The following is a 19,738-nucleotide window of genomic DNA, read 5'->3' on the forward strand; positions in this document are numbered from 1 at the left end:
CTCCACCGCAGCATTCCCGCCTGTACCGACTCCCTGCCGACGCAAAGGATCATTCCCATGGCTGAGCACTACATCCCGGACAACCTCCCCACCCGCATCCGCCACTACATCGACGGCGAGTTCGTCGATTCCGTCAGCGGCAGGACCTTCGACGTGCTGGACCCGGTGTCCAATGAAACGTACGCCACCGCCGCCGCGGGCCAGAAGGAGGACATCGACCTCGCCGTCGCCGCCGCCCGCAAGGCCTTCACCACCGGGCCGTGGCCGCGGATGAAGCCGCGCGAACGCGCCCGCGTCCTGTACCGGATCGCCGACGCCGTCGAGGCCCAGGAGGCGCGGCTGGCGCAGCTGGAGACGTTCGACACCGGGCTGCCGATCACCCAGGCCAAGGGCCAGGCGCTCCGCGCCGCGGAGAACTTCCGGTTTTTTGCGGACCTGATCGTGGCCCAGTTCGACGACGCCATGAAGGTCCCGGGCGCGCAGATCAACTACGTGAACCGCAAGCCGATCGGCGTCGCGGGCCTCATCACGCCCTGGAACACCCCGTTCATGCTGGAGTCCTGGAAGCTCGCCCCGGCGCTGGCCACCGGCAACACCGTGGTGCTCAAGCCGGCGGAATTCACGCCGCTGTCCGCGTCGCTCTGGGCGAAGATCTTCCAGGACGCCGGGCTGCCCGACGGCGTGTTCAACCTCGTCAACGGCCTCGGCGAGGAAGCCGGTGACGCGCTCGTGAAGCATCCGGACGTTCCGCTGATCTCCTTCACCGGGGAAACCACCACCGGAAAGACGATCTTCCGCAACGCCGCGGAGAACCTCAAGGGCCTGTCCATGGAGCTGGGCGGCAAGAGCCCGGCGATCATCTTCGCCGACGCGGACCTGGACGCCGCGATCGACTCCACCCTGTTCGGCGTCTTCTCGCTCAACGGCGAGCGCTGCACCGCCGGTTCCCGCATCCTCGTCCACCGGGACATCTACGAGGAATTCTGCGACAAGTACGCCGCCCGGGCGAAGAAGATCGTCGTCGGCGACCCGCACGACCCCACGACCGAGGTCGGCGCCCTGGTGCACCCCGAGCACTACGACAAGGTTGCCCGCTACGTCGAGATCGGCAAGTCGGAGGGCCGGCTGCTGGCCGGCGGCGGACGGCCCGAGGGGCGTCCGACCGGCAATTTCATTGCCCCCACGGTCTTCGCCGACGTCGCCCCGGACGCCCGGATCTTCCAGGAGGAGATCTTCGGCCCCGTCGTCGCCATCACGCCGTTCGCCGACGACGCCGAGGCGCTGGCCCTGGCGAACAACACCCGCTACGGGCTGGCCGGCTATGTCTGGACCAACGACCTGACCCGTGCGCACACCTTCGCCCAAAACCTCGAGGCCGGCATGGTCTGGCTCAACAGCCACAACGTCCGTGACCTGCGCACCCCGTTCGGAGGGGTCAAGGCCTCCGGCCTGGGCCACGAGGGCGGCTACCGCTCGATCGACTTCTACACCGACCAGCAGGCCGTCCACATCAGCATCGGCAGCGTGCACACGCCGAAGTTCGGCGCCTCGACGGCGCGGTAGCCCGGCAAGGAGCGCGGCTCCCAGCTCTGACTCCCCCGATGCTCTACCACTTTTGGTCCTTTTGGGGCCCTTTTAGGGACTGTAGGTGATAGGGCAACTGCGGGTTTTTGTGGAGCACGACGGCGGCCGCGCCGAGCAGGAACAGTGCCGCGGCGGCGCACACGGGCACGAGGAACGCCGTCGCGTAGCCATGGTTCTGCGCCAGCTGCCCCGCGATGGACGAGCCGATCGCGGTGCCGGCGACGATGCCGCTGGCCAGCGCCGTCATGACCGTGCCGAGTTTGCCGGCCGGGGCGACGAGTCCGCCGATCGCGAAAACCGTGACCATCAGCGGTCCCACCGGCAGCCCAAGGACCAGGAGCACCAGGATCATGGGCAGCGCGGTCGAGGGCAGCAGCAGCAACAGCGCCAGGCCCGCCATCAGCGCCGCGCAGGCCAGCCAGCGGGCATTGGCCGTGAACCGCAGCGGCCAGTACGCCACCGACAGGGCCGCCGCAGCCGAGCTCAGCCCCATCACCGCGTAGAGCAGGCCGGCGAGTTCGGAGCTGGCGAAGCTGGCGGAGAAGGAACTCAGCGAGGTCTGGGTGGAGCCGAAGAATGTGCCCATGCAGACCATGGCCAGGACGGGAAGGGCGACGGCGGCAATGGCGCCCGCACGCTGCCCGGCCGGCCGGGATGCCCGGAGCACTTTAGTGGGTGACGTACCGGCCACTGTCCGCGCCGGCGTCCGGGCCACCGCATGGTGCGTGGGATGCACGGCAAAAGCCGGGACAAGGGTGATGGTCAGCGCCGCGGCGAGGGCGAGCGGCAGCCACGGGGTTACCAGGCTGGCCAGGATCCCCACCAGCGCCGGGCCCAGGACAAAGGTCAGCTCGTCAGCGGTGCTTTCGTAGGACAGGGCGGTGTCCAGGTCCGCGGTGCTGCTGTCACGGCTGTCCCGTGAGGTGAGGGCCATCCAGCGGACCCTGGCCAGCGGCCCCACCTGCGGGCAGCTCGCGCCGGCCACGAACGCGGCGGCGAGGACGGGGACAGCCGCAGCCAGGTCCGCACCGCCAGGAATCAGGTAGGCGGCGAGGATCAGTGCGATCACGGCTACGGTGTTGAAGACGGCGGCGAACACCAGCACAGTGCGTTGGCCGAGCCGGTCCGCCAGCGCACCGAGGACGGGGGCGCCGAGGGCCGAGCCGATCCCCACCGCGCCGGCCGAGACGCCGCCGACCGCGTAGGAGCCGGTCACGGCGGTGATCAGGGTGAGGGCCCCCACGGTGAGCATTGCCAGCGGGAGGCGGGCGAAGAGCCCAATCGGGATGAAGCTTCGGCCGGCGAGCAGGGGCAGTCGGGCGAACCGCCCGCCCGCACGCCGTGCCGGCGGTGCGGCGGTGCGTCCCGGGGCAGCGGCCGGACCGGCAATGCCGGGTACGGTTTCAGGAAAATGGGGCGCCGCGGAAGCGGGCGCCTGGGAGCGCGCTGAAAGAGTCATGATTCCGGGTTCGTTCAATGGTGCGCATCGTCCCTCCTCCCGATGCGCGCAACCCGGTAACACCCGAATTATACCGCAGGGTGCTGGCTGCGCGGCCTGGGGCCGTCGCCGCGGTGGCGCGGCCGGACCTGCCGGCGCGCGTCAGCCCTCGGCGTCGTCCGAGATGTGCAGGGTGGAACCGTTGCGTCCCTTGACCACCTGGAGCTGGGTGCTGATGCGCTGCTTCATTTCCCCCACATGGCTCACCAGCCCGACCACACGGCCGCCGTCGCGGAGCCCTTCGAGGGCGTCCATGACCTGCTCCAGGGCCTGTTCGTCGAGGCTGCCGAATCCCTCGTCCACGAACAGCGTCTCGATGTCGACGCCGCCGGATTCCTGCTGCACCACGTCCGCGAGGCCGAGGGCCAGGGCGAGGGAGGCCATGAAGGACTCACCGCCTGAGAGCGTCGCGGTGTCGCGGCGCTGGCCGGTCCACTGGTCCACAACCTCCAGGCCGAGCCCGGATTTCGCGCCGCGGGCCGCTTTGGCGTCCGTGTGCTGCAGGGTGTAGCGGCCGTCGCTCATGCCGATGAGCCGTTCCGAGGCCGCCAGCGCGACCTGTTCGAGCCTTGCGGCGAGAACGTAGCTGTTCAGGCTCATGCGGTAGTTGTTGTCCCCCGCGCCGCGTGCCGCGTCGGCGACGGCGGTCAGGAGGTTCGCCTGTTCGCGGGGTTCCCGCCCGGCCTCCGCGAGTTGTGCATAGTCGGCGGTGTGCCCGTCCAGCGTCCGCACCGACTTTTCCGCCAGGCCTGCCGCGAGTTCCGCGTCCCGGGCCGAGCGTTCGGCCGCCGCTGCGTCCGCCCGGAGCTGTTCCACGAATTCCTCGGCGAGGGGGCCCTCAGTTTCCCGCTCGTGCGCCGCCAGCACGAGTTCCTCGGCGGCGAAGAGCTCCCCGATCCGCGCCGCTTCATCCTGTGCTGCGCGGACGGCGGCTTCCAGTGCCGCCGCCTCCGCGGCTGGAAGCAGCACGGCCCGGGCCGCGGCCGCGGACTCGAAGCCGGTGCCGGGAAGCGCCAGCTCGAGCTGCTGCCGGGCCTCCGCGGAACGGGCGGCGGCTTGTTCGAGCCGGGTCCGTGCCGCATCGGCGCGTTCCAGCACGGCGGTCGTGCCGTCCAGCGCCCTGATCCGGCCGGCCAGGACCGGGTGGCTCGCCCGGAGGGTGTCGAGTGCCAGCTCGAGGGAATCGGCCTGCTCCCGGACTTCCGTGAGGGTGGATTCGGCCTGGACGATCGCCGACGCCGCGGCCGCCCGGGCCCGCTCGGCGCCGTCGATCTGCCCGTCCAAATCCGTGTGCCGCGCCCGGTTGGCGGCAAGCTCCGCCGCCGCGCGGCTCGCCTCCGCGGCGCGTTCCCTGGCCAGGGCGGCCTCGAGGGTTGCGTCCTCGGGCGCGGTGTTGCCGCCCTGGGCCGCCAGCACGGCGACGTCCTGCTGGGCCTCGTTGAGTTCGCGTTCGAGCACCGCGAGGGCGGATTCCGCCGCCTCGCAGGCGTGCTGCGCGGTCTCCTCGGCCTCGGCTACGGTCAGCGCGGACGCTGCAGCCGGCGCGGGGACCGGATGCTCAGGACTGCCGCAGACCGGGCATGGGAGATCGGGCTGCAGCTGGGACGCGAGTTCCGCGGCAGCGTTGGCCAGCCGTTCCTCGCGGAGGTCCAGCCAGCGCTGGCGGCGGTCCTGGTACTCCTCCCGGGCGCCGCGATGGCGTTCCGCAGCGGCTCCGCACTCCTGCTCGGCCGCGGCGTAGCGCCGGACCAGGACCAGGAGTTCCTCCGCGGCAACTGCTTCCTTCGTCCGCAGCTGCAGCTCGGCGGCGAGTTCCTCGAGCGGACGCAGTCCGGCGAGGAGTGCCTCGGATTCATGGCGCAGGGCGGCCAGGGCGGCAGCCCCGGACGTCCGTTCGTCTTCCAGCCGGGCCAGATCCAGTCGCAGCTGGGTGCTGCGGCTCCGGAGTCCGGCGAGTTTGGCTTCGTCGGGCAGCCGCTCCTCCAGCACCGCCCGCAGTGAGCGCAGTCTGCGCAGCGCGGACCGCACGGATTCGCCGTCGACGGTGATCGCGCCTGGGCTGTTGTCCGACGTCCCATTCCGGAGCGCCGCAAGTTCGGGGTCGGTGAGGGCGGCGGCGCCCAGTTCCTCCCCGGCAACGGCCATGGCTGCCCACGCCGCTTCCTCCGCCGTCGCGGCAGCGTCGACTGCCTGCAGCTGGCCGCCCAGGACTTCGGCCCGGCGGTGCAGGGCGAGCTGGCTTCCCTGGGCCCCGACCGTGGAAGCGGCGGCCTCTGCCTCGGAGCGCCGGTGTTCGGCCGCGGCCAGCCTGGCCTGGCGGGCGGCACGCGCCGTCGCGGCGTCCCTTGCGGACAGCCGGCCGGCGTGCAGTTCGCCGGCCTCCAGCGCAGCCGCACGGCGCCGGTCCGCGGCCGTGGCGGCGTTCACCCCGAGCCAGGTCAGGAAGGAGTCCGGGTCGGCCCGGTCCGGGGCATCCGCCAGGTCGAGCTCCAGCGTGGCCGTTTCGGCTTCCGCCCGGGCCACGAGCAGCTCAAGCCGGCCATTGAGGCTGGCTACCTCGGTGCGGGCGGCCTGCGCCTTCCGGCCAAGCTCCTCCTCCACGGCCTCAAAACGCCGGGTGCCGAAAAGGCTCTGCAGCAACTCGAGCCGGTCGGCGGCCTTGGAGCGCAGGAAGGCGGCGAAGTCGCCCTGTGGCAGCATCACGACGCGGGTGAACTGCTCCCGGTTCATGCCCAGGACGTCCGCGATTTCGGCGCCGGCCTCGTCGTTGCGGCCGGACTTCTCGGTCCATTCGCCGTCAACACGCTCGCGGAGCACTGTATTGGCCTGCTGGACGGTGAAGCCCTTCCTGCCCCGCGCGCTGGGTTTGTCCCAGGCGGGAGAGCGGGAGACTTCGAAGTGCCGCCCGCGCGCGGAGAACTCGCAGGTGACCCTGGGCTCGACCGCGGTGCCGGCATGGTCGCTGCGCAGCCGCTTTCCGTCCTGCCGCGCACCGGGCACCGAACCGTAGAGCGCGAAGCAGATGGCGTCGAGGACGCTGGTTTTGCCGGCGCCGGTGGGACCGTTCAGCAGGAACAGCCCATGGGCGCTCAGGCGGTCAAAATCGATGTGTTCGGTGGCTGCGAACGGGCCGAAGGCGGAGATCTCAAGGCGATGGATCCTCACAGGGACATTCCTTCCAGGCGCACGGCTTCCAGGGCTTCGGCCAGGGCAGCCGCCTCGTGGTCGTCGGCTGCCCGGCCGCGGACGTGCTCCAGGAAACCGCAGCAGACGGACAGGTCATCCGCCGCCTCGGCGAGCTTGCTGCTGTAGCTGGTCTTGGCGGTGGCGCCGGCACCTTCCGGATCGAACCCCAGCACCAGCGTGTCCGGGAACCGCGAGCGCAGCTTTTCCATGGCCTGGGCCGGGCGCTGTGCGTCCGTCAGGGTGATCTGGCAGTAGGCGCCTTCCGCCCATGCGAAGGCGTCGGCGGAGAGCAGATCCTCCAGTTTGCCGCGCAGCACGGCCAGGGTCCGGGGCGCCTGCCAGAGCACTTCACGGATCCCGCCGATACCGTCCGGCCCGACGTCCAGGAGCCAGCCGCCCTTCTTGTGCTGCGCTTCGGAGAAGGAGTACGCCAGCGGCGAACCGGAGTAGCGGACGGACGGCGAGAGTTCCTGCCGGTCGTGCAGGTGGCCCAGCGCGGTGTAACCGAAGCCGTCGAAGAGATCCAGCGGCACAGCGCCGACGCCGCCGATGCTGAGGTCCCGCTCGCTGTCGGAACTGATCCCGCCGCTGGCAAAGGTGTGGGCCAGGACCACTGAATGGACCGTCCGGGTCCCGGCCCGGACCGCAAGATCGGCACGGATCCGTGCGGTGGCTGCCCGGGTCACCTCGAAGTGGCTGGCGGTGTCGACGCCAAGCTGTTCGGCCACGAGCCGCGGCTCGAGCCAGGGAATGCCGTAGATGGCAAGCAGCGGAGCGTCGCCGTCGTCCGCCCTGCCGCCGAGCGGGAACAGCACGGGCTGGTCCAGCTCGGCGAGGCGGGTGCGCAGGTGCACTCCCCCGCGCTCCAGCAGCCGGGAGGCGAAGCCGAGCCGGATCGCCGAGTCGTGGTTGCCGCTGGTCAGCACCACCTGGGCGCCGGCGCCGGTCAGGCCCACCAGGGCGTCATCGAGCAGCCGGACGACGTCGACTCCCGGCAGGGCGCGGTCGTAGACGTCGCCGGCAATCAGGACGACGTCGACCGCCTCTTCCCGCACGACGGCGACAAGCTGCTCGATGAACGCGCGCTGGGCGTCAAGCATCCCGACGCCGTGGAACGACCGGCCCAAATGCCAGTCCGAGGTGTGCAATAACCGCATGCTCCTACGGTATCGGTCGGCACCGACAGGAATGCGCCACCGCTCCGGAACAGCAGCGCAGGTCACATCCGGCGGGCCCTGCTGCCGGGCGCGGCGGGCGGGTGCGGCGGTACTGGAGTTCGCGGACTATTTGCCGCGCTCCCCGCGCTTACCGCGCTCCCCATCGAAGAAGGCGCGCGCTTCGTCGCTCCCGGCTTCCGCCGTGGCAGGGCCCGTCTTCGAGGTCCGTTCCGGGGAGACGCGGGCGCCGGCGGTGCCCGCCGGGACCGTGGCCCCGCCATCCGCACCGCTGTCGGACCCGCCGTCCGCACCGCCGTCCGCTTCGCCGTCGTCCGCTTCGCCGCCGTCCGCTTCGCCGTCCACCTCGTCCACCGGCGCCGTGTCCGGCACCGCCCCGGCGGTCTTCGTTGGCTGCGCGAAGCCGCGGAACACGAATCCCGCGAGGGCCGCGCCCACCAGCGGGGCGACCCAGAAGAGCCACAACTGCCCGAGGACGTCCGGGCTGCTGAAGAGCGCGGACGCCGTGGCGCGCGCCGGATTAAAGGCAGTGTTGCCGGCCGCCTGGCCGAACTGCAGCAGCACCGCCATGGTCAGGCCGACGGCGAACGGCGCGGCCAGCCGGGAGGGGTTCCGGGCCGAGGTGCTGGCCAGGTAGACCGCCACCAGCAGGGCGGCGCCGAGCACTTCAATGAGCAATACCCCGGCCAGCGGGACCTGGATGATGGAATTCTCGCCGAAACCGGCGCTCACCGTGTCGAAGGCGGCCCTGGTGTCGGCGATGTTCGGGACGGTGCGGAGGATCCCGAAGAGCGTCACCGCGCCGAGCAGGGCGCCCAGCAGTTGCGCTGCCACATACGCTGCGGCGTCGCCGGGCCGGATCCGGCCCGCGATCGCGTTTCCCGCCGTCACCACGGGATTGAAGTGCCCGCCGGAGACGTACCCGAACGCCAGCATCGCCGCGGTGAGAGCCAGCCCCGCGGCCAGGGCGGCGGAGAGCGGGTTCGACTGCGGAATGGTGAACAGCGGAACGCCCAGGCCGGCGACCACCACGAAGAAGGTCCCCAGGGCCTCGGCGGACAGCCGTCCCGGCAGCCCGTGCCACAGTGGATCGTCGGGGGCGGCGGCCGGGGCGGCCGGCTCGGGGGCAGACGCAGGCGTGATCATGTTCAGGGCTTCCTTTGTTTGGAGTCAGCGAGCAGTCTGCCACCCGAATCTGGGCATTGTCTGGACCCAGGCTCACGGTCCCGCCGCAATGACGGCGACGATGCTGCCCCCCAGCACGATCACGCCGGCCGCGGCCCAGCGCATCAGGGACGCCGGCGGCGGTGCGGCGGTGGAGCGCCGGAGTTGCCGGAGCCGGGCCAGGACGCAGAGGCACAGCACCGCGGTGGCCACGACCGCGGTCAGGGCACAGACACCCAGATAGTCAGTGACGGCCATCCCGGCCCCTGGAACGGAGGACGGAACGGAAGACGGGACGGAGCCGGGGACGCCGCCGGACTGCGTTGCCGCGATCGCCCAGCTGCGCCAGATGAGCAGGTCGGCGGCGAAGAGGGCCAGCAGCGTCCGGCCCCAGGACAGCGACGTCCGCTCCGCCGGCAGCCCGGGGTCCCGGACGGCCGCGGCGCTCACCGCGCGGCCAGGAGCAGTACGGCCAGGATGAACGCCGCGGCCGTCACCCCGATGGTCATCACCAGCATCACACCGGAAAACGGCAACTCGCGGTTGTTGCGCATGGCCGCTTCCATCTGCCCCCAGCGCCGGTAGGCCAGACCGGCCAGGACGGCACCGATGACCGCCAGCGCCACGCATATGGAGATCCGCAGCGGCGCGGGTGCGATGTCGGGGAAGAGCTGGTCGATGCCAAGCGCCCCCACGATCAGGGCCAGGGAGGTTCGGATCCAGGCCAGGAAGGTCGTTTCGTTGGCGAGCGAGAACCGGTAGTCGGGCGTGGATCCGGTCTTCCGCCATGCTGGTTCGCGCATTGGTCGCCTGCTGTCCCGGTGTTGACTTGTGCACCGGCTCCGACATGGGGCCGGGGTAAAATTCTAAGTCATGAGCACCGAGCCCGTCAGTACCCCTGCACCCGCGCCAGCCCCCTCGCACGAATCCCGGATCCACGGGTGCCTGCTGGGCGGCGCCCTGGGTGATTCGCTCGGCTACGCCGTCGAATTCGACGACATCTTCACCATCCGCGGGAAGTTCGGTGCGGACGGCCTGCAGGACTTTTCCGTGCTCGACGGCGGCAGCCACTTCTCCGACGACACGCCGCTCACGCTGTACACCGTGGACGGGCTGCTGGAGGCGCTGGAGTGGGCGAATTCGGGCGTGGGCGCGGACACCAACGCGTGCCTGTGGCTCGCCTACCTGCGCTGGCTCGGCACCCAGGGCGTGCCGGTTCCGGAGGCGGCGCCGTTCCAGCCGCCCCGCTGGATCGACTCGCACGACGTGCTCAAGCACCGCCGGGCCCCGGGCAACGCCTGCCTGAGCGGTCTGGCCACCGGAGAGATGGGAACGTTCTACCGGCCGGTCAACCCGGACTCGAAAGGATGCGGCACGGTGATGCGCTCGGCCCCGTTCGGCCTGATCCCGTACATCGGGGCCGGCGCCGTCTACAAGCTCAGCGCAGACGCAGCCTCGCTGACCCACGGGCACCCGGCGGCGCGGCAGGGCGCCGGGGTCTTCAGTCTCGTCATCCACGCCCTGACCGCCGGGGCCGGCCTGCGCGAAGCGGCACTGTTCGCGCTCGGGGAACTGGGAGCCGGCCACCTGCACAAGGGCGAAGAACCCGACCCGGACCTCGTCGCACGGCTCGAGGCGGCCCTGCGCCTCGGCGGCGCGGGAGGGCTGCTGGCTCCCGAGGAGCTGGTCCGGGAACTGGGCGAGGGCTGGGTGGCCGAGGAGGCGCTCGCCGTCGCGCTCTACGCGGTACTCGCCACGGCGCCGGACCCGACGGCGGCCGGGCACCCGGAGGCCCACTTCCGCGCGGCCATCGCGCTCGCGGTGAACCACAGCGGGGACAGCGACTCCACCGCGTCGATTGCCGGCAACATCCTGGGCACGTTCTATGGCGAGGACTGCCTTCCGGCGCAATGGCTCGCGGCCCTTGAGGCCCCCGAGGTCATCCGCGGCATGGCCGCACGGCTGGCAGCGGTGACCGGCGCCTGAACCGGCGCCCGCCGTGCGCGCGGCGGGCAGACCCGACGCTTAGGCGCGGCGCAGCGGAATGTTGTTGCAGGCCTCGCACACGTTCTCGGGGATCAGGCCGCGGCGCTGCAGGAAGCCGAAGATGGCGCAGCCGAGGCAGAAGCCGGCGAACGCTTCCAGGGACGCCGCAACGATCAGGACGGCGAGCAGGATCCACGATGCCGGCGCCAGCCCGGCGGCCAGCAGGACAGCCGCGGCGGTGGACATGGCGGCGCCAATGCCCTGGGCGAAGCGCTTCGGCGGGCCGGGAACCAGGCGGGTCTTCCCCAGCCTCGGCGTCAGGACCTTGACGGATAGCTGCGCGAGCGGCGAGATCCGGGGGCCGAACAGGACGCGCAGCCAGAATCCCGCGGCAATGGCCGCCAGGCCCCAGCCGAAGCCGGTCAGCAGCACCACCACGGACAGCAGCACCACCAGGGCGGCGGTGACACGCGCCGCATACTCGTTGACCGGATTCGGAAACGCGAAGACCCGCCGCCAGGCGGTGGCGGGTGCCGAAGGCTCGGCTGGTGGCGGGGTCGGTCTGCTCATCGTCCAAGGCTAGGAGCCGGCCGGGCCCGGCGAAACGTTTGTTGCGCCGCATGACCGCGGACCCCTGACCGCGGAACCTGGACCGTGGAACCTCAACCTTGGACCGTGGGCCGGCCGGGTTCAGGCAAGCGCGGCGGACGCGACGTGGCCGCCCAGCATCTGCAGGAATTCGCCCTCGGAAAGAACCTCGATCCGCTGGCCCCGATCGTGCAGCTCCAACACCCGCCGGGCCTTGCCGGTGAGGCGGCCGGAGCGCAGGTCGGCGGCCACGAACCCGTCGCCCACCACCAGGACACTCGTGCGGGCCGTGACCCTGCTCTCGGGCCGGGCACCGAACTCGGCGGAACGGATCTTGGCCTCCGGCCGGGGGATGGCGAGCTCGCCGGTGAACACCACGGTCTGGCCGAACAGGGGGTGGCCAGGCTCGGCCAGGGCGTTCGGCAGCGGATTGGCGCCCTCCTCGGGCCAGCCGGCCTGGTAGGCCCGGACCGGGGCAGCTGCGGCGCCTCCCCCGGCGAGTGCGTCCAGGGCTGACCGGCTGGCCTTGGAGAGCGGATCGCGCAGCGGGTCGAACGCCTCCTGGCGGGACACCGTCAGGCCCAGGGACAGGTACAGCTCCGCGATGCTGCCGGCGCCGTTGCGCGCGGCAATGTCAATCAGGATCCCGGCGCAGGCACGGGCGTCCTCGGCGGCGTCGTGGTGGTTCACCAGCGGGACACCGGCCTCCTCGGCCGCGTACGGCAGCGAATTGGACACGAGCGAGTAGCAGCGGCGCGAGAGCAGCACGGTGCAGACGTAGTCATAGGCCGGGCCCGGCAGGCCGGAAACCTCGAGGCCGGAGCGGATCACACCCAGGTCGAAGGCGGCATTGTGGGCGGCCAGCACGTCGCCGCCGATGAAGGCGCCGATCTCCGGGAAGAGTTCACCGAAGCGGGGCAGCCCCGCCACCTGCTCAGGCCGGATTCCGTGGATCCGCACGTTGTGGTGGTCGAAGCGGTCGTGGTTTTCCGGCGGCCGCATCAGCCATGACGCCTCCTCGACCACCACGCCGCCGCGCACCTTGCTCAGGCCGACAGCGCACGGTGAACCCCGGAAGCCATTCGCGGTCTCAAAGTCGATCGCCGTAAAGTCCAAACCCACGGTGCAACTTTACCGCCGGATTCCGGCCGGCCCGCCCCGGCCGCGCCGGTCAGCCCCAGTACCGCTGGCTGCGCCGCGGACTGCGGTACGCGTCTGTGACGCGGATCGCGCCGCGGCACGGGGCCACCCGCCGGGAGCGCCCGACGGCGGCCGTCAAGTACCCTTGACAGGTGAACCTTTTAGCTTTGAGTGACTTCGCCGTGTCCACGATCGGCGGTGCAGGCCCGGTCCAGCCCCAGCTGGCGTCCTTCCTGCCCGACTGGCTGAACCCCCAGGTCTTCCTGGCTGATCCTGCCCTCGCGCCCTGGGTTGTGCTGCTGGTCTGCGGCATCATCTTCGCGGAGACCGGCCTGCTGGTCGGCTTCTTCCTGCCGGGCGACTCGATGCTGTTCACGGCCGGACTGCTCGTGGCCACCGGGACCATCAAGGTCAACATCTGGGCCTTCATCGCGCTGATCATCACCGCGGCGATCATCGGGAACCAGATCGGCTACCTGATCGGGTCCAAGGCCGGTCCGGCCATCTTCAACAAGCCCAATTCCAGGCTTTTCAAGCGCGAAAACGTGGAAAGCGCGCACGCCTTCTTCGAAAAGCACGGCGGCAAGGCCCTGATCCTGGCCCGTTTCGTGCCGATCATCCGGACCTTTGTCCCGGTGATTGTTGGCGTCGCCCAGATGGACAAACGCAAATTCTTTTTCTTCAACGTGATCGGCGCCGTCCTGTGGGGCGGCGGCGTGACTCTCCTGGGCTACCTGCTGGGCGACACGTTCCCGTGGGTCCGCGAGAACCTGGACATCATCTTCATCGTCATTGTCATGCTCTCGGTGATCCCGATCGGCATTGAGGTCGCCCGCGGCTTCATCGCCAAGCGCCAGGCCGAGAAGTACGGCACGGACGTCGTCGAGGAGTTCATCGAGGAGCACGAGCCCGAAGAGGAACGCAAGACCCCGTAGCCACGCTCCGGACCAGACAGCCCAAGGAAGGCGCCCCGCAGTGCGGGGCGCCTTCCTGGTTTAACCCGCCCGTCAGGGCAGGGCCTGCCTGCCGGCCAGTGCCTCCACGATCGCCGGCAACAGCGCCCGGAACGCGTGCCCGCGGTGGCTGATCGCGTTCTTCTCCGCGGAACTCAACTCGGCGCAACTGCGGTCCAGCCCGCTGGGCTGAAGCACCGGGTCGTAGCCGAAGCCGCCGGCCCCCCGCGGTTCGCGCAGGAGCGTCCCCTCAAGCTGCCCATACTCCACAACTTCCCGGCCTTCCTCCCCGGCGGTGCCCGGGACGGCCAGCGCCGCGGCGCAGACAAACGCGGCGCCGCGGTACCCGTCGGGAACGTCGGCCAGCTGGGCCAGGAGCAGCCGCAGGTTGGCGGCGTCGTCGCCGTGGCTCCCGGCCCAGCGGGCCGAGAAGATCCCCGGCGCCCCGCCCAGCACGTCCACGGCGAGCCCGGAGTCGTCGGCGATCGCCACGAGCCCGGTCGCCTGCGCCACCGCGCGCGCCTTGAGCAGCGAGTTCTCAGCGAAGGTCACCCCGGTTTCGGCAACGTCGGGGGCGCCAACGGCGCCCGCGTCCACGACCTGGGTGTCGACGTCGAGGCCGGGAACCTGCCCGCGCAGCAGCTCACGGAGTTCCCGGAGCTTGCCCTGGTTCCGCGTGGCGAGCACCAGCACCGGCGCTGCGCCTCCTGTCACGGGGCTTCCGCCAGGGTGTCGCGCTGGATGGCGGCGAGCTGCTCCGTCCCCATCAGGGCCAGGTCCAGCAGTTTGTTGAGCTCATCACGGTCGAAGGGAGCGCCCTCGGCGGTGCCCTGGACTTCGACGAACTTGCCGGAGCCGGTCACGACGACGTTCATGTCGGTCTCGGCGCGGACATCCTCGACGTACGGCAGGTCCAGCATCGGGATGCCGTCGATGATGCCCACGGAGACGGCGGCGATCGTGTCGATCAGGGGCTGGGCGTTGCGGGCGATCATCTTGTTCTCGCGGGCGAAACGGATGGCCTCGGCCAGCGCCACGTAGGCGCCCGTGATAGCGGCGGTGCGGGTTCCGCCGTCGGCCTGCAGGACATCACAGTCCAGCACAATGGTGATCTCGCCCAGCGCCTTCGTGTCGATGATGGAACGCAGCGACCGGCCGATGAGCCGGGAGATCTCGTGGGTGCGGCCACCGATCTTGCCCTTGACGGACTCGCGGTCGGAGCGGGTGTTGGTGGCGCGCGGCAGCATGGCATATTCGGCCGTGACCCAGCCCCGGCCTTCGCCCTTGAGCCAGCGCGGGACGCCTTCGGTCAGGGAGGCCGTGCACAGCACCCGGGTGTTGCCGAACTCGATCAGGGCCGACCCCTCGGCCTGCTTGGACCAGCCGCGGGTGATGCTGATTGGACGGAGCTGGTCGGGGGTGCGGCCATCGGCGCGGATGACGGGGGCAGTAAGGGCTTCGGAAGTCATGCCATTAGCTTATCGACCCTGACCGGGACCCCGGCACGGCCGCCCGTCCGGACCGGACGGGTCCCGCTCAAATCGTGTAGTGCACGCCCGCGACGGCCACGGCCACGTGCTGGCCGAAGACCTCCTTGGCTTCCGCCATCACGGTTGTCGGGGACGTCCAGACCGGGATGTGGGTCAGCAGCAGCCGCCGGGCGCCGGCGGCTACGGCGGCGTCCCCGGCGCGTTTGCCCGTCAGGTGCACATCCTTGATCCCGTCGTCGCGGCCTTCCTCGAAGGCCGCCTCGCAGAGGAACAGATCGGCGTCGCGGGCCGCGTCTTCGAGCCCGCTGCAGGAGTCGGTGTCACCCGAGTAGCTGAGCACCCGGGTGACCGGATTGCCGTCCCGGTCCGGTTCGGTGACTTCCACGCGGAGCGCGTAGCCCTCCTCCACGGGATGGTTGACAGCGTACGGGGTAACCGTGAACGGGCCCACGGTCACCGGCTTGCGCTCGGACCAGTTGCTGAAGTCGAATTCCTCATGCATCCCGGGGTCCAGGTCCAGGCCGTAGGCGGTGGCCATCCGGTCGGCAGTGGCGGCGGGGCCCCAGACCGGGATCCGGCCCCGGCCCCAGCCGCCCGGCTTCCAGCGCACCGCGACGTGGAGCCCGCACAGGTCCATGCAATGGTCCGGGTGCAGGTGGGTGAGGAAGATGGCGTCAATGTCCTCCAGGTCCGTGTAGCGCTGGATCGCGCCGAGTGCCCCGCTGCCGAGGTCCAGGACGATCTTCCAGTTCCGCTCGCCGTCGTTGGCGGTCAGCAGATAGCACGACGCCGGCGAGCCCGGCCCCGGGAACGACCCGGTACAGCCCACGATGGTCAGCTTCACAGCAGTGTTCCCCCGGCCGCGGATCCGCCCACGAAGTTGGAGATCCGGGGCCGGTTTGCGCCGGCCTGTGCGGCGGCGATCATTTCCGGCGTGATTCTGGCGAGGCTCCCCGTGGGGTACTGGGCCGCGACGTGGTCCACGTGGCGGACGCTGAGCACTTCGGGTCCAAGGAAGCGGCGGGCCAGGTGCTCGAACTGTGCGGCGTCGCCCGTGGCGATGAAGTTGTGGGCCGGGCCGGTGGCGTCGGTGCGTTCCAGCCCGCGGGAGGCCAGCGCCCGGTAGACGTCCTTGGCCGTCTCCTCCGCACTGGAGACGAGCGTGACGTCCTCCCCCATCACATAGGAAATGACGCCGGTGAGCAGCGGATAGTGGGTGCAGCCCAGCACCACGGTGTCCACGCCGGCGGCCTTGAGCGGTGCCAGGTAGTCGCGGGCGACGGCGAGCAGTTCCGGCCCGGTGGTGATCCCGGCCTCGACGTAGGGCACAAACGCCGGGCAGGCCACGGAGGTCAGGTGCAGGTCCGGGGCCGCGGCAAAAGTGTCCTCGTAGGCGCGGGAGCCGATCGTGGCCGAGGTGCCGATCACACCGACGCGGCCGCTGCGGGTGGCGGCGACGGCGCGGCGGACGGCCGGCTGGATCACTTCGATGACGGGGATCCCGTAGCGGGCGGTGTAGCGTTCCCGCGCGTCGCGCAGCACGGCGGCGGACGCTGAGTTGCACGCGATGGTCAGCAGCTTCACGCCGGAATCCACCAGCTCGTCCATCACGCCCAGGGCGTTGGCCCGGACCTCGGCGATCGGGAGCGGACCGTAGGGGCCATTGGCGGTGTCGCCGACGTAGAGGATGGATTCGTTGGGCAGCTGGTCGATGATGGAGCGGGCCACGGTCAGCCCCCCGACGCCGGAATCAAACACACCGATGGGACGCGAACCCATCCGGCTGGCGGTCTGGCTGCTGGCGCTGTTGCTCGCTGGGGAGTCCGCAGCAGCTCCCGCTGCCGGATCCATGTTCGATGCTGAAGTCATGATTATTCGAGGATAGGGCTTAGCCGGGCGTGCGGACATCTCATTGTGCCGTCCGACTCATGTCTTATGTGTCACACGAGGCGGCAGCCTCCGGCCCCGGCCGGCACCCTGTGCCGCCGTTCAGCCGCGTGTGTCCAGGGCCTGCAGCATCGCCTGGACCAGGGATTCCTGGAGCCAGGTGGTGAAGTTGTAGACCAGCGCCAGGTAGCTTTCGACGTCCTCGGCCTGGGACCAGTCCTGCATCAGGTGCACGTGCCCGGCATCCTCGTCGTCGCGGATGTCGAGGCGTTCGGCGAGCACCAGCCGGACGTCGTTGAGCGCGGTGGACCAGTGCCGCGCGTCGGCCGGGGCGAGGACCAGTTCGTCCTTGTCCAGTCCAAGGGACGCGGCTTTCAACGCGCCGATCTTGCTCTCCCGCAGCGACCGTTCGGTATACCGGCGGAACTCCAGCGAGGCGGCGTCATCGGACTTCGAGACGTTCGGGAGCAGCCGGCGCAGGGCACGGTCTGAAGGTTCGCGCGCCTCGGAGTCAAGCCCGACCAGCGCGGCGAGGGGGTCCTGGTTGGCCCGTTCCTCCGGCTCCAGCATGGACACGACGTCGTCGAAAAGGCTGCGCAGCAGTTCCCGCTCGGCCGGTTCCAGATACCCGGTAATGCCCTTGATTCCGTACTTGAATGCCTTAGCCACGTTTTCCTTTGCCCTTGCCTGACCCCGTGCCGCCGCTGCCGGTGGCCTTCTCCACCGTGGCCCACAGGCCGTAGCCGTGCATCGCGACCGCGTGCTGCTCCACCTGCTCCTTGCTGCCGTGCGCCACGATGGACCGCCCTTTTTTGTGGACCTCCAGCATGAGCTTGTTGGCTTTGGCCTCGGAATAGCCGAAGTAGCTGCGGAACACGTAGCTCACATAGCTCATCAGGTTCACCGGATCATTCCAGATCACGAGGTTCCACGGGATGTCCGGGGCGGTCAGGACATCGGTCGACGTCACTGTTCCGGTCTGGGTGCTCTCCTGGGTGTCAGGGCCGAGCGCAACGCTGAGGGTCATCTGTCCATTCTATGGGGATGCGCACTAGAGTGAATTTGTGAGTACCTCAGCCGGCTGGGACCGTCCGCGCACCTCCCTGTACACCGACCACTACGAACTGACCATGCTGCAGGCCGCGTTGCATTCCGGCGCAGCCCACCGCGAGTCAGTGTTCGAGGCCTTCGCCCGGCGCCTGCCGGACGGGCGCCGCTACGGCATTGTGGGTGGCACCGGCCGGCTGCTGGAGGGCATCGCTGACTTCCGCTTCGGCGACACCGAAATCGACTTCCTGCGCCGCACCAAGGTGGTCAACGAGGAGACCCTCGACTACCTGGCCGGGTTCTCCTTCTCCGGCGACATCTGGGGCTACGCGGAGGGTGAAGCCTACTTCCCCAATTCCCCCATCCTGATCGTCGAATCCACCTTCGCGGAGGCGTGCATCCTCGAGACCTACATCCTCTCGATCCTCAACCACGACAGCGCCATCGCCTCGGCGGCCTCGCGCATGATCACCGCGGCCGGCAACCGCCCGTGCGTGGAGATGGGCTCGCGCCGCACCCAGGAAGAATCCGCCGTCTCGGCCGCCCGGGCCGCCATCATCGCCGGATTCGACAGCACCTCCAACCTGGAGGCGGGGCTCCGCTACGGGCTGAAAACGGTCGGCACGGCAGCGCATTCGTTCACCCTGGTGCATGACACCGAGCAGGAGGCCTTCGAGGCCCAGATCGCCTCGATGGGCGCCGGAACCGCGCTGCTGGTGGACACCTACGACGTCGAGGCAGGGGTGCGTACCGCCGTCGAACTGGCCGGCGACAAACTCGGTGCGGTGCGCCTGGACTCCGGCGACCTCGTGGCCCAGGCGCAATGGGTCAGGCAGCTCCTGGACGATCTGGGCAACGAACGGACCCGCATCATCGTCACCTCCGACCTGGACGAGTTCGCCATCGCTGCCCTGCAGTCCGCCCCGGTGGACTCGTACGGCGTCGGCACGTCCCTGGTGACCGGTTCCGGTGCGCCGACGGCCAGCCTGGTCTACAAGCTGGTCAGCCGCACGGACGACGACGGCGACTTCGTTTCCGTCGCCAAGGCGGCCAAGAACAAGGCCAGCATGGGCGGACGCAAGTATGCACTGCGCAAGCTCAACGAGCGTGGCACGGCCACCCAGGAAATCGTGGGGATCGGGCACCGTCCCGACGACGACGGCAATGACCGGCCGCTGCTGCAGCAGTTTGTCAAGAACGGCGAACTGCTGCCCGGTTGGACCGGCGCGGAGGGTGTGCTGCGGGCACGCAAACGGCACGCGGAGACCATGAAGGAGCTTCCCGCTGTCGTGAACCGGCTGCAGCGCGGCGAAGCAGCCATCCCCACCATCTACGAGGAGAACTGATGTCCCGCGTCCTGATCATCGTCGACGTCCAGAACGATTTCTGTGAAGGGGGCTCGCTGCCCGTCGCAGGCGGGGCGGCACTCGCCGGCGCCATCAGCGAATACGTCGATGCCCACCACGGACAGTTTGACCACGTCGTGGCGACCCAGGACTGGCACATCGATCCGGGCGCGCACTTCTCGGAGGATCCGGACTTCGTCGAAAGCTGGCCGAAGCACTGCGTGGCCGGAACCCGCGGTGCCGAACTCCACCCGGACCTGGACACGGAATATATCCAGGCCTACTTCCGCAAGGGCCAGTTCTCGGCGGCCTACTCGGGCTTTGAAGGGCTCCTCGCCCCGGACGACGCCGTGCCCACCGGGGACCGGAAGCCCGGCGCCATGCCGGTATCCGGCAGCGCCACCGGCGCCGGGGCCGACGACGGCGGGTCCGGCGACTTCGCCGCTGTCGAGGATGCGATCGGACTCGATGACTGGCTGCAGAGCCACGACGTCGAAGACGTTGTGGTCGTCGGCATCGCCACCGATCATTGCGTCAAGGCGACGGCACTGGACGGGGTGCAGGCCGGATACTCCGTGACCGTCCTGCGTGAGCTGACCGTGGGGGTTGCCGAGGACCTCGACGATGCCGTTGCCGAGATGGAACTCGGCGGGGTCGACATCGCCTGAGCCCCCGCCGGCACCGGGTCCGTCTC

General features: G+C 70.1%; 19 protein-coding genes. 5 read left to right on the forward strand and 14 right to left on the reverse strand.

Translation table 11 applies throughout. The annotated features are described in order from the left end of the window. The first annotated feature begins 57 nt into the window (after positions 1-57). Positions 58-1,563: a 5-carboxymethyl-2-hydroxymuconate semialdehyde dehydrogenase gene (hpaE, locus tag J2X01_RS11025; protein WP_310056808.1), complete on the forward strand. Its 1,506-nt coding sequence runs from the start codon at positions 58-60 to the stop codon at positions 1,561-1,563. 43 nt (positions 1,564-1,606) lie between these two features. Here the strand turns inward: hpaE and J2X01_RS11030 are convergent, their stop codons facing one another. From J2X01_RS11030 to J2X01_RS11055, 6 genes are all read right to left on the reverse strand, one after another. After that, positions 1,607-3,043 carry an MFS transporter gene (locus J2X01_RS11030; RefSeq protein ID WP_310056811.1) on the reverse strand — a complete coding sequence of 479 codons (1,437 nt, stop codon included), beginning with the start codon at positions 3,041-3,043 and terminating at the stop codon, positions 1,607-1,609. 141 nt (positions 3,044-3,184) lie between these two features. Continuing rightward, positions 3,185-6,247, reverse strand: a complete 3,063-nt coding sequence (locus J2X01_RS11035) for an AAA family ATPase (protein WP_310056813.1) — start codon at positions 6,245-6,247, stop codon at positions 3,185-3,187. Then, positions 6,244-7,425, reverse strand: a complete 1,182-nt coding sequence (locus J2X01_RS11040; RefSeq protein ID WP_310056817.1) for an exonuclease SbcCD subunit D — start codon at positions 7,423-7,425, stop codon at positions 6,244-6,246. The genes J2X01_RS11035 and J2X01_RS11040 overlap by 4 nt, the downstream gene beginning before the upstream one ends. Before the next feature lie 126 nt (positions 7,426-7,551). Then, positions 7,552-8,589: an MIP/aquaporin family protein gene (locus J2X01_RS11045; RefSeq protein ID WP_310056822.1), complete on the reverse strand. Its 1,038-nt coding sequence runs from the start codon at positions 8,587-8,589 to the stop codon at positions 7,552-7,554. Positions 8,590-8,661: 72 nt separating this feature from the next. Further along, entirely contained in the window at positions 8,662-9,057 is a 396-nt protein-coding gene (locus J2X01_RS11050; RefSeq protein ID WP_310056825.1) for a DUF202 domain-containing protein, read from the reverse strand. Then, positions 9,054-9,410 (reverse strand): YidH family protein, encoded by a 357-nt coding sequence (locus J2X01_RS11055; RefSeq protein ID WP_310056827.1) that lies wholly within the window; start codon positions 9,408-9,410, stop codon positions 9,054-9,056. Before J2X01_RS11055 ends, J2X01_RS11050 begins: the two co-directional genes overlap by 4 nt. Positions 9,411-9,480: 70 nt before the next feature. Here J2X01_RS11055 and J2X01_RS11060 point away from each other — a divergent pair, with 70 nt between their 5' ends. Continuing rightward, positions 9,481-10,593, forward strand: a complete 1,113-nt coding sequence (locus J2X01_RS11060; protein ID WP_310056830.1) for an ADP-ribosylglycohydrolase family protein — start codon at positions 9,481-9,483, stop codon at positions 10,591-10,593. Between the two features lie 39 nt (positions 10,594-10,632). Here the strand turns inward: J2X01_RS11060 and J2X01_RS11065 are convergent, their stop codons facing one another. Further along, positions 10,633-11,163: a DUF4395 domain-containing protein gene (locus tag J2X01_RS11065; protein ID WP_310056833.1), complete on the reverse strand. Its 531-nt coding sequence runs from the start codon at positions 11,161-11,163 to the stop codon at positions 10,633-10,635. 120 nt (positions 11,164-11,283) lie between these two features. Continuing rightward, entirely contained in the window at positions 11,284-12,303 is a 1,020-nt protein-coding gene (locus tag J2X01_RS11070) for a 3'-5' exonuclease (RefSeq protein WP_310056836.1), read from the reverse strand. Positions 12,304-12,488: 185 nt separating this feature from the next. Here J2X01_RS11070 and J2X01_RS11075 point away from each other — a divergent pair, with 185 nt between their 5' ends. Continuing rightward, entirely contained in the window at positions 12,489-13,256 is a 768-nt protein-coding gene (locus J2X01_RS11075; protein WP_310057194.1) for a DedA family protein, read from the forward strand. 72 nt (positions 13,257-13,328) lie between these two features. Here J2X01_RS11075 and rdgB read toward each other — a convergent pair whose 3' ends face one another. The 6 genes from rdgB to clpS all read right to left on the reverse strand — a co-directional run bounded on the left by rdgB (position 13,329) and on the right by clpS (position 17,678). Then, complete coding sequence (gene rdgB, locus J2X01_RS11080) at positions 13,329-13,988, reverse strand: RdgB/HAM1 family non-canonical purine NTP pyrophosphatase (protein WP_310056840.1); 660 nt, start codon at positions 13,986-13,988, stop codon at positions 13,329-13,331. Further along, a complete protein-coding gene (gene rph, locus J2X01_RS11085) occupies positions 13,985-14,743 on the reverse strand; it encodes a ribonuclease PH (protein ID WP_024367137.1) in 759 nt (252 codons plus the stop codon). The genes rdgB and rph overlap by 4 nt, the downstream gene beginning before the upstream one ends. Before the next feature lie 67 nt (positions 14,744-14,810). Beyond that, the gene (locus tag J2X01_RS11090; protein WP_310056843.1) at positions 14,811-15,608 is read right to left on the reverse strand and encodes an MBL fold metallo-hydrolase; all 798 of its coding nucleotides are present in this window, start codon (positions 15,606-15,608) and stop codon (positions 14,811-14,813) included. Continuing rightward, the gene (gene murI, locus J2X01_RS11095) at positions 15,605-16,633 is read right to left on the reverse strand and encodes a glutamate racemase (RefSeq protein WP_374724958.1); all 1,029 of its coding nucleotides are present in this window, start codon (positions 16,631-16,633) and stop codon (positions 15,605-15,607) included. The genes J2X01_RS11090 and murI overlap by 4 nt, the downstream gene beginning before the upstream one ends. 120 nt (positions 16,634-16,753) lie before the next feature. After that, positions 16,754-17,320: a DUF2017 domain-containing protein gene (locus J2X01_RS11100; protein ID WP_310056848.1), complete on the reverse strand. Its 567-nt coding sequence runs from the start codon at positions 17,318-17,320 to the stop codon at positions 16,754-16,756. Next, positions 17,313-17,678, reverse strand: a complete 366-nt coding sequence (gene clpS, locus J2X01_RS11105) for an ATP-dependent Clp protease adapter ClpS (protein ID WP_310056851.1) — start codon at positions 17,676-17,678, stop codon at positions 17,313-17,315. The genes J2X01_RS11100 and clpS overlap by 8 nt, the downstream gene beginning before the upstream one ends. 37 nt (positions 17,679-17,715) lie before the next feature. Here clpS and J2X01_RS11110 point away from each other — a divergent pair, with 37 nt between their 5' ends. Both J2X01_RS11110 and J2X01_RS11115 read left to right on the forward strand, forming a co-directional pair. Further along, on the forward strand, positions 17,716-19,044 hold the full coding sequence (locus J2X01_RS11110; RefSeq protein ID WP_310056852.1) for a nicotinate phosphoribosyltransferase: 1,329 nt from the start codon (positions 17,716-17,718) through the stop codon (positions 19,042-19,044). Beyond that, a complete protein-coding gene (locus J2X01_RS11115; protein WP_310056856.1) occupies positions 19,044-19,712 on the forward strand; it encodes an isochorismatase family protein in 669 nt (222 codons plus the stop codon). Before J2X01_RS11110 ends, J2X01_RS11115 begins: the two co-directional genes overlap by 1 nt. The last annotated feature ends 26 nt before the right edge of the window (positions 19,713-19,738 follow it).

Source organism: Arthrobacter ginsengisoli, assembly GCF_031456935.1.
GTDB lineage: Bacteria > Actinomycetota > Actinomycetes > Actinomycetales > Micrococcaceae > Arthrobacter > Arthrobacter ginsengisoli.

Coding starts and splice junctions, on each gene's coding strand:
- hpaE (WP_310056808.1), top strand. CDS start 58: ATGGCTGAGCACTACATCCCGGACAACCTCCCCACCCGCATCCGCCAC.
- J2X01_RS11030 (WP_310056811.1), bottom strand. CDS start 3,043: ATGACTCTTTCAGCGCGCTCCCAGGCGCCCGCTTCCGCGGCGCCCCAT.
- J2X01_RS11040 (WP_310056817.1), bottom strand. CDS start 7,425: ATGCGGTTATTGCACACCTCGGACTGGCATTTGGGCCGGTCGTTCCAC.
- J2X01_RS11045 (WP_310056822.1), bottom strand. CDS start 8,589: ATGATCACGCCTGCGTCTGCCCCCGAGCCGGCCGCCCCGGCCGCCGCC.
- J2X01_RS11055 (WP_310056827.1), bottom strand. CDS start 9,410: ATGCGCGAACCAGCATGGCGGAAGACCGGATCCACGCCCGACTACCGG.
- J2X01_RS11060 (WP_310056830.1), top strand. CDS start 9,481: ATGAGCACCGAGCCCGTCAGTACCCCTGCACCCGCGCCAGCCCCCTCG.
- J2X01_RS11065 (WP_310056833.1), bottom strand. CDS start 11,163: ATGAGCAGACCGACCCCGCCACCAGCCGAGCCTTCGGCACCCGCCACC.
- rph (WP_024367137.1), bottom strand. CDS start 14,743: ATGACTTCCGAAGCCCTTACTGCCCCCGTCATCCGCGCCGATGGCCGC.
- murI (WP_374724958.1), bottom strand. CDS start 16,633: ATGACTTCAGCATCGAACATGGATCCGGCAGCGGGAGCTGCTGCGGAC.
- clpS (WP_310056851.1), bottom strand. CDS start 17,678: ATGACCCTCAGCGTTGCGCTCGGCCCTGACACCCAGGAGAGCACCCAG.
- J2X01_RS11115 (WP_310056856.1), top strand. CDS start 19,044: ATGTCCCGCGTCCTGATCATCGTCGACGTCCAGAACGATTTCTGTGAA.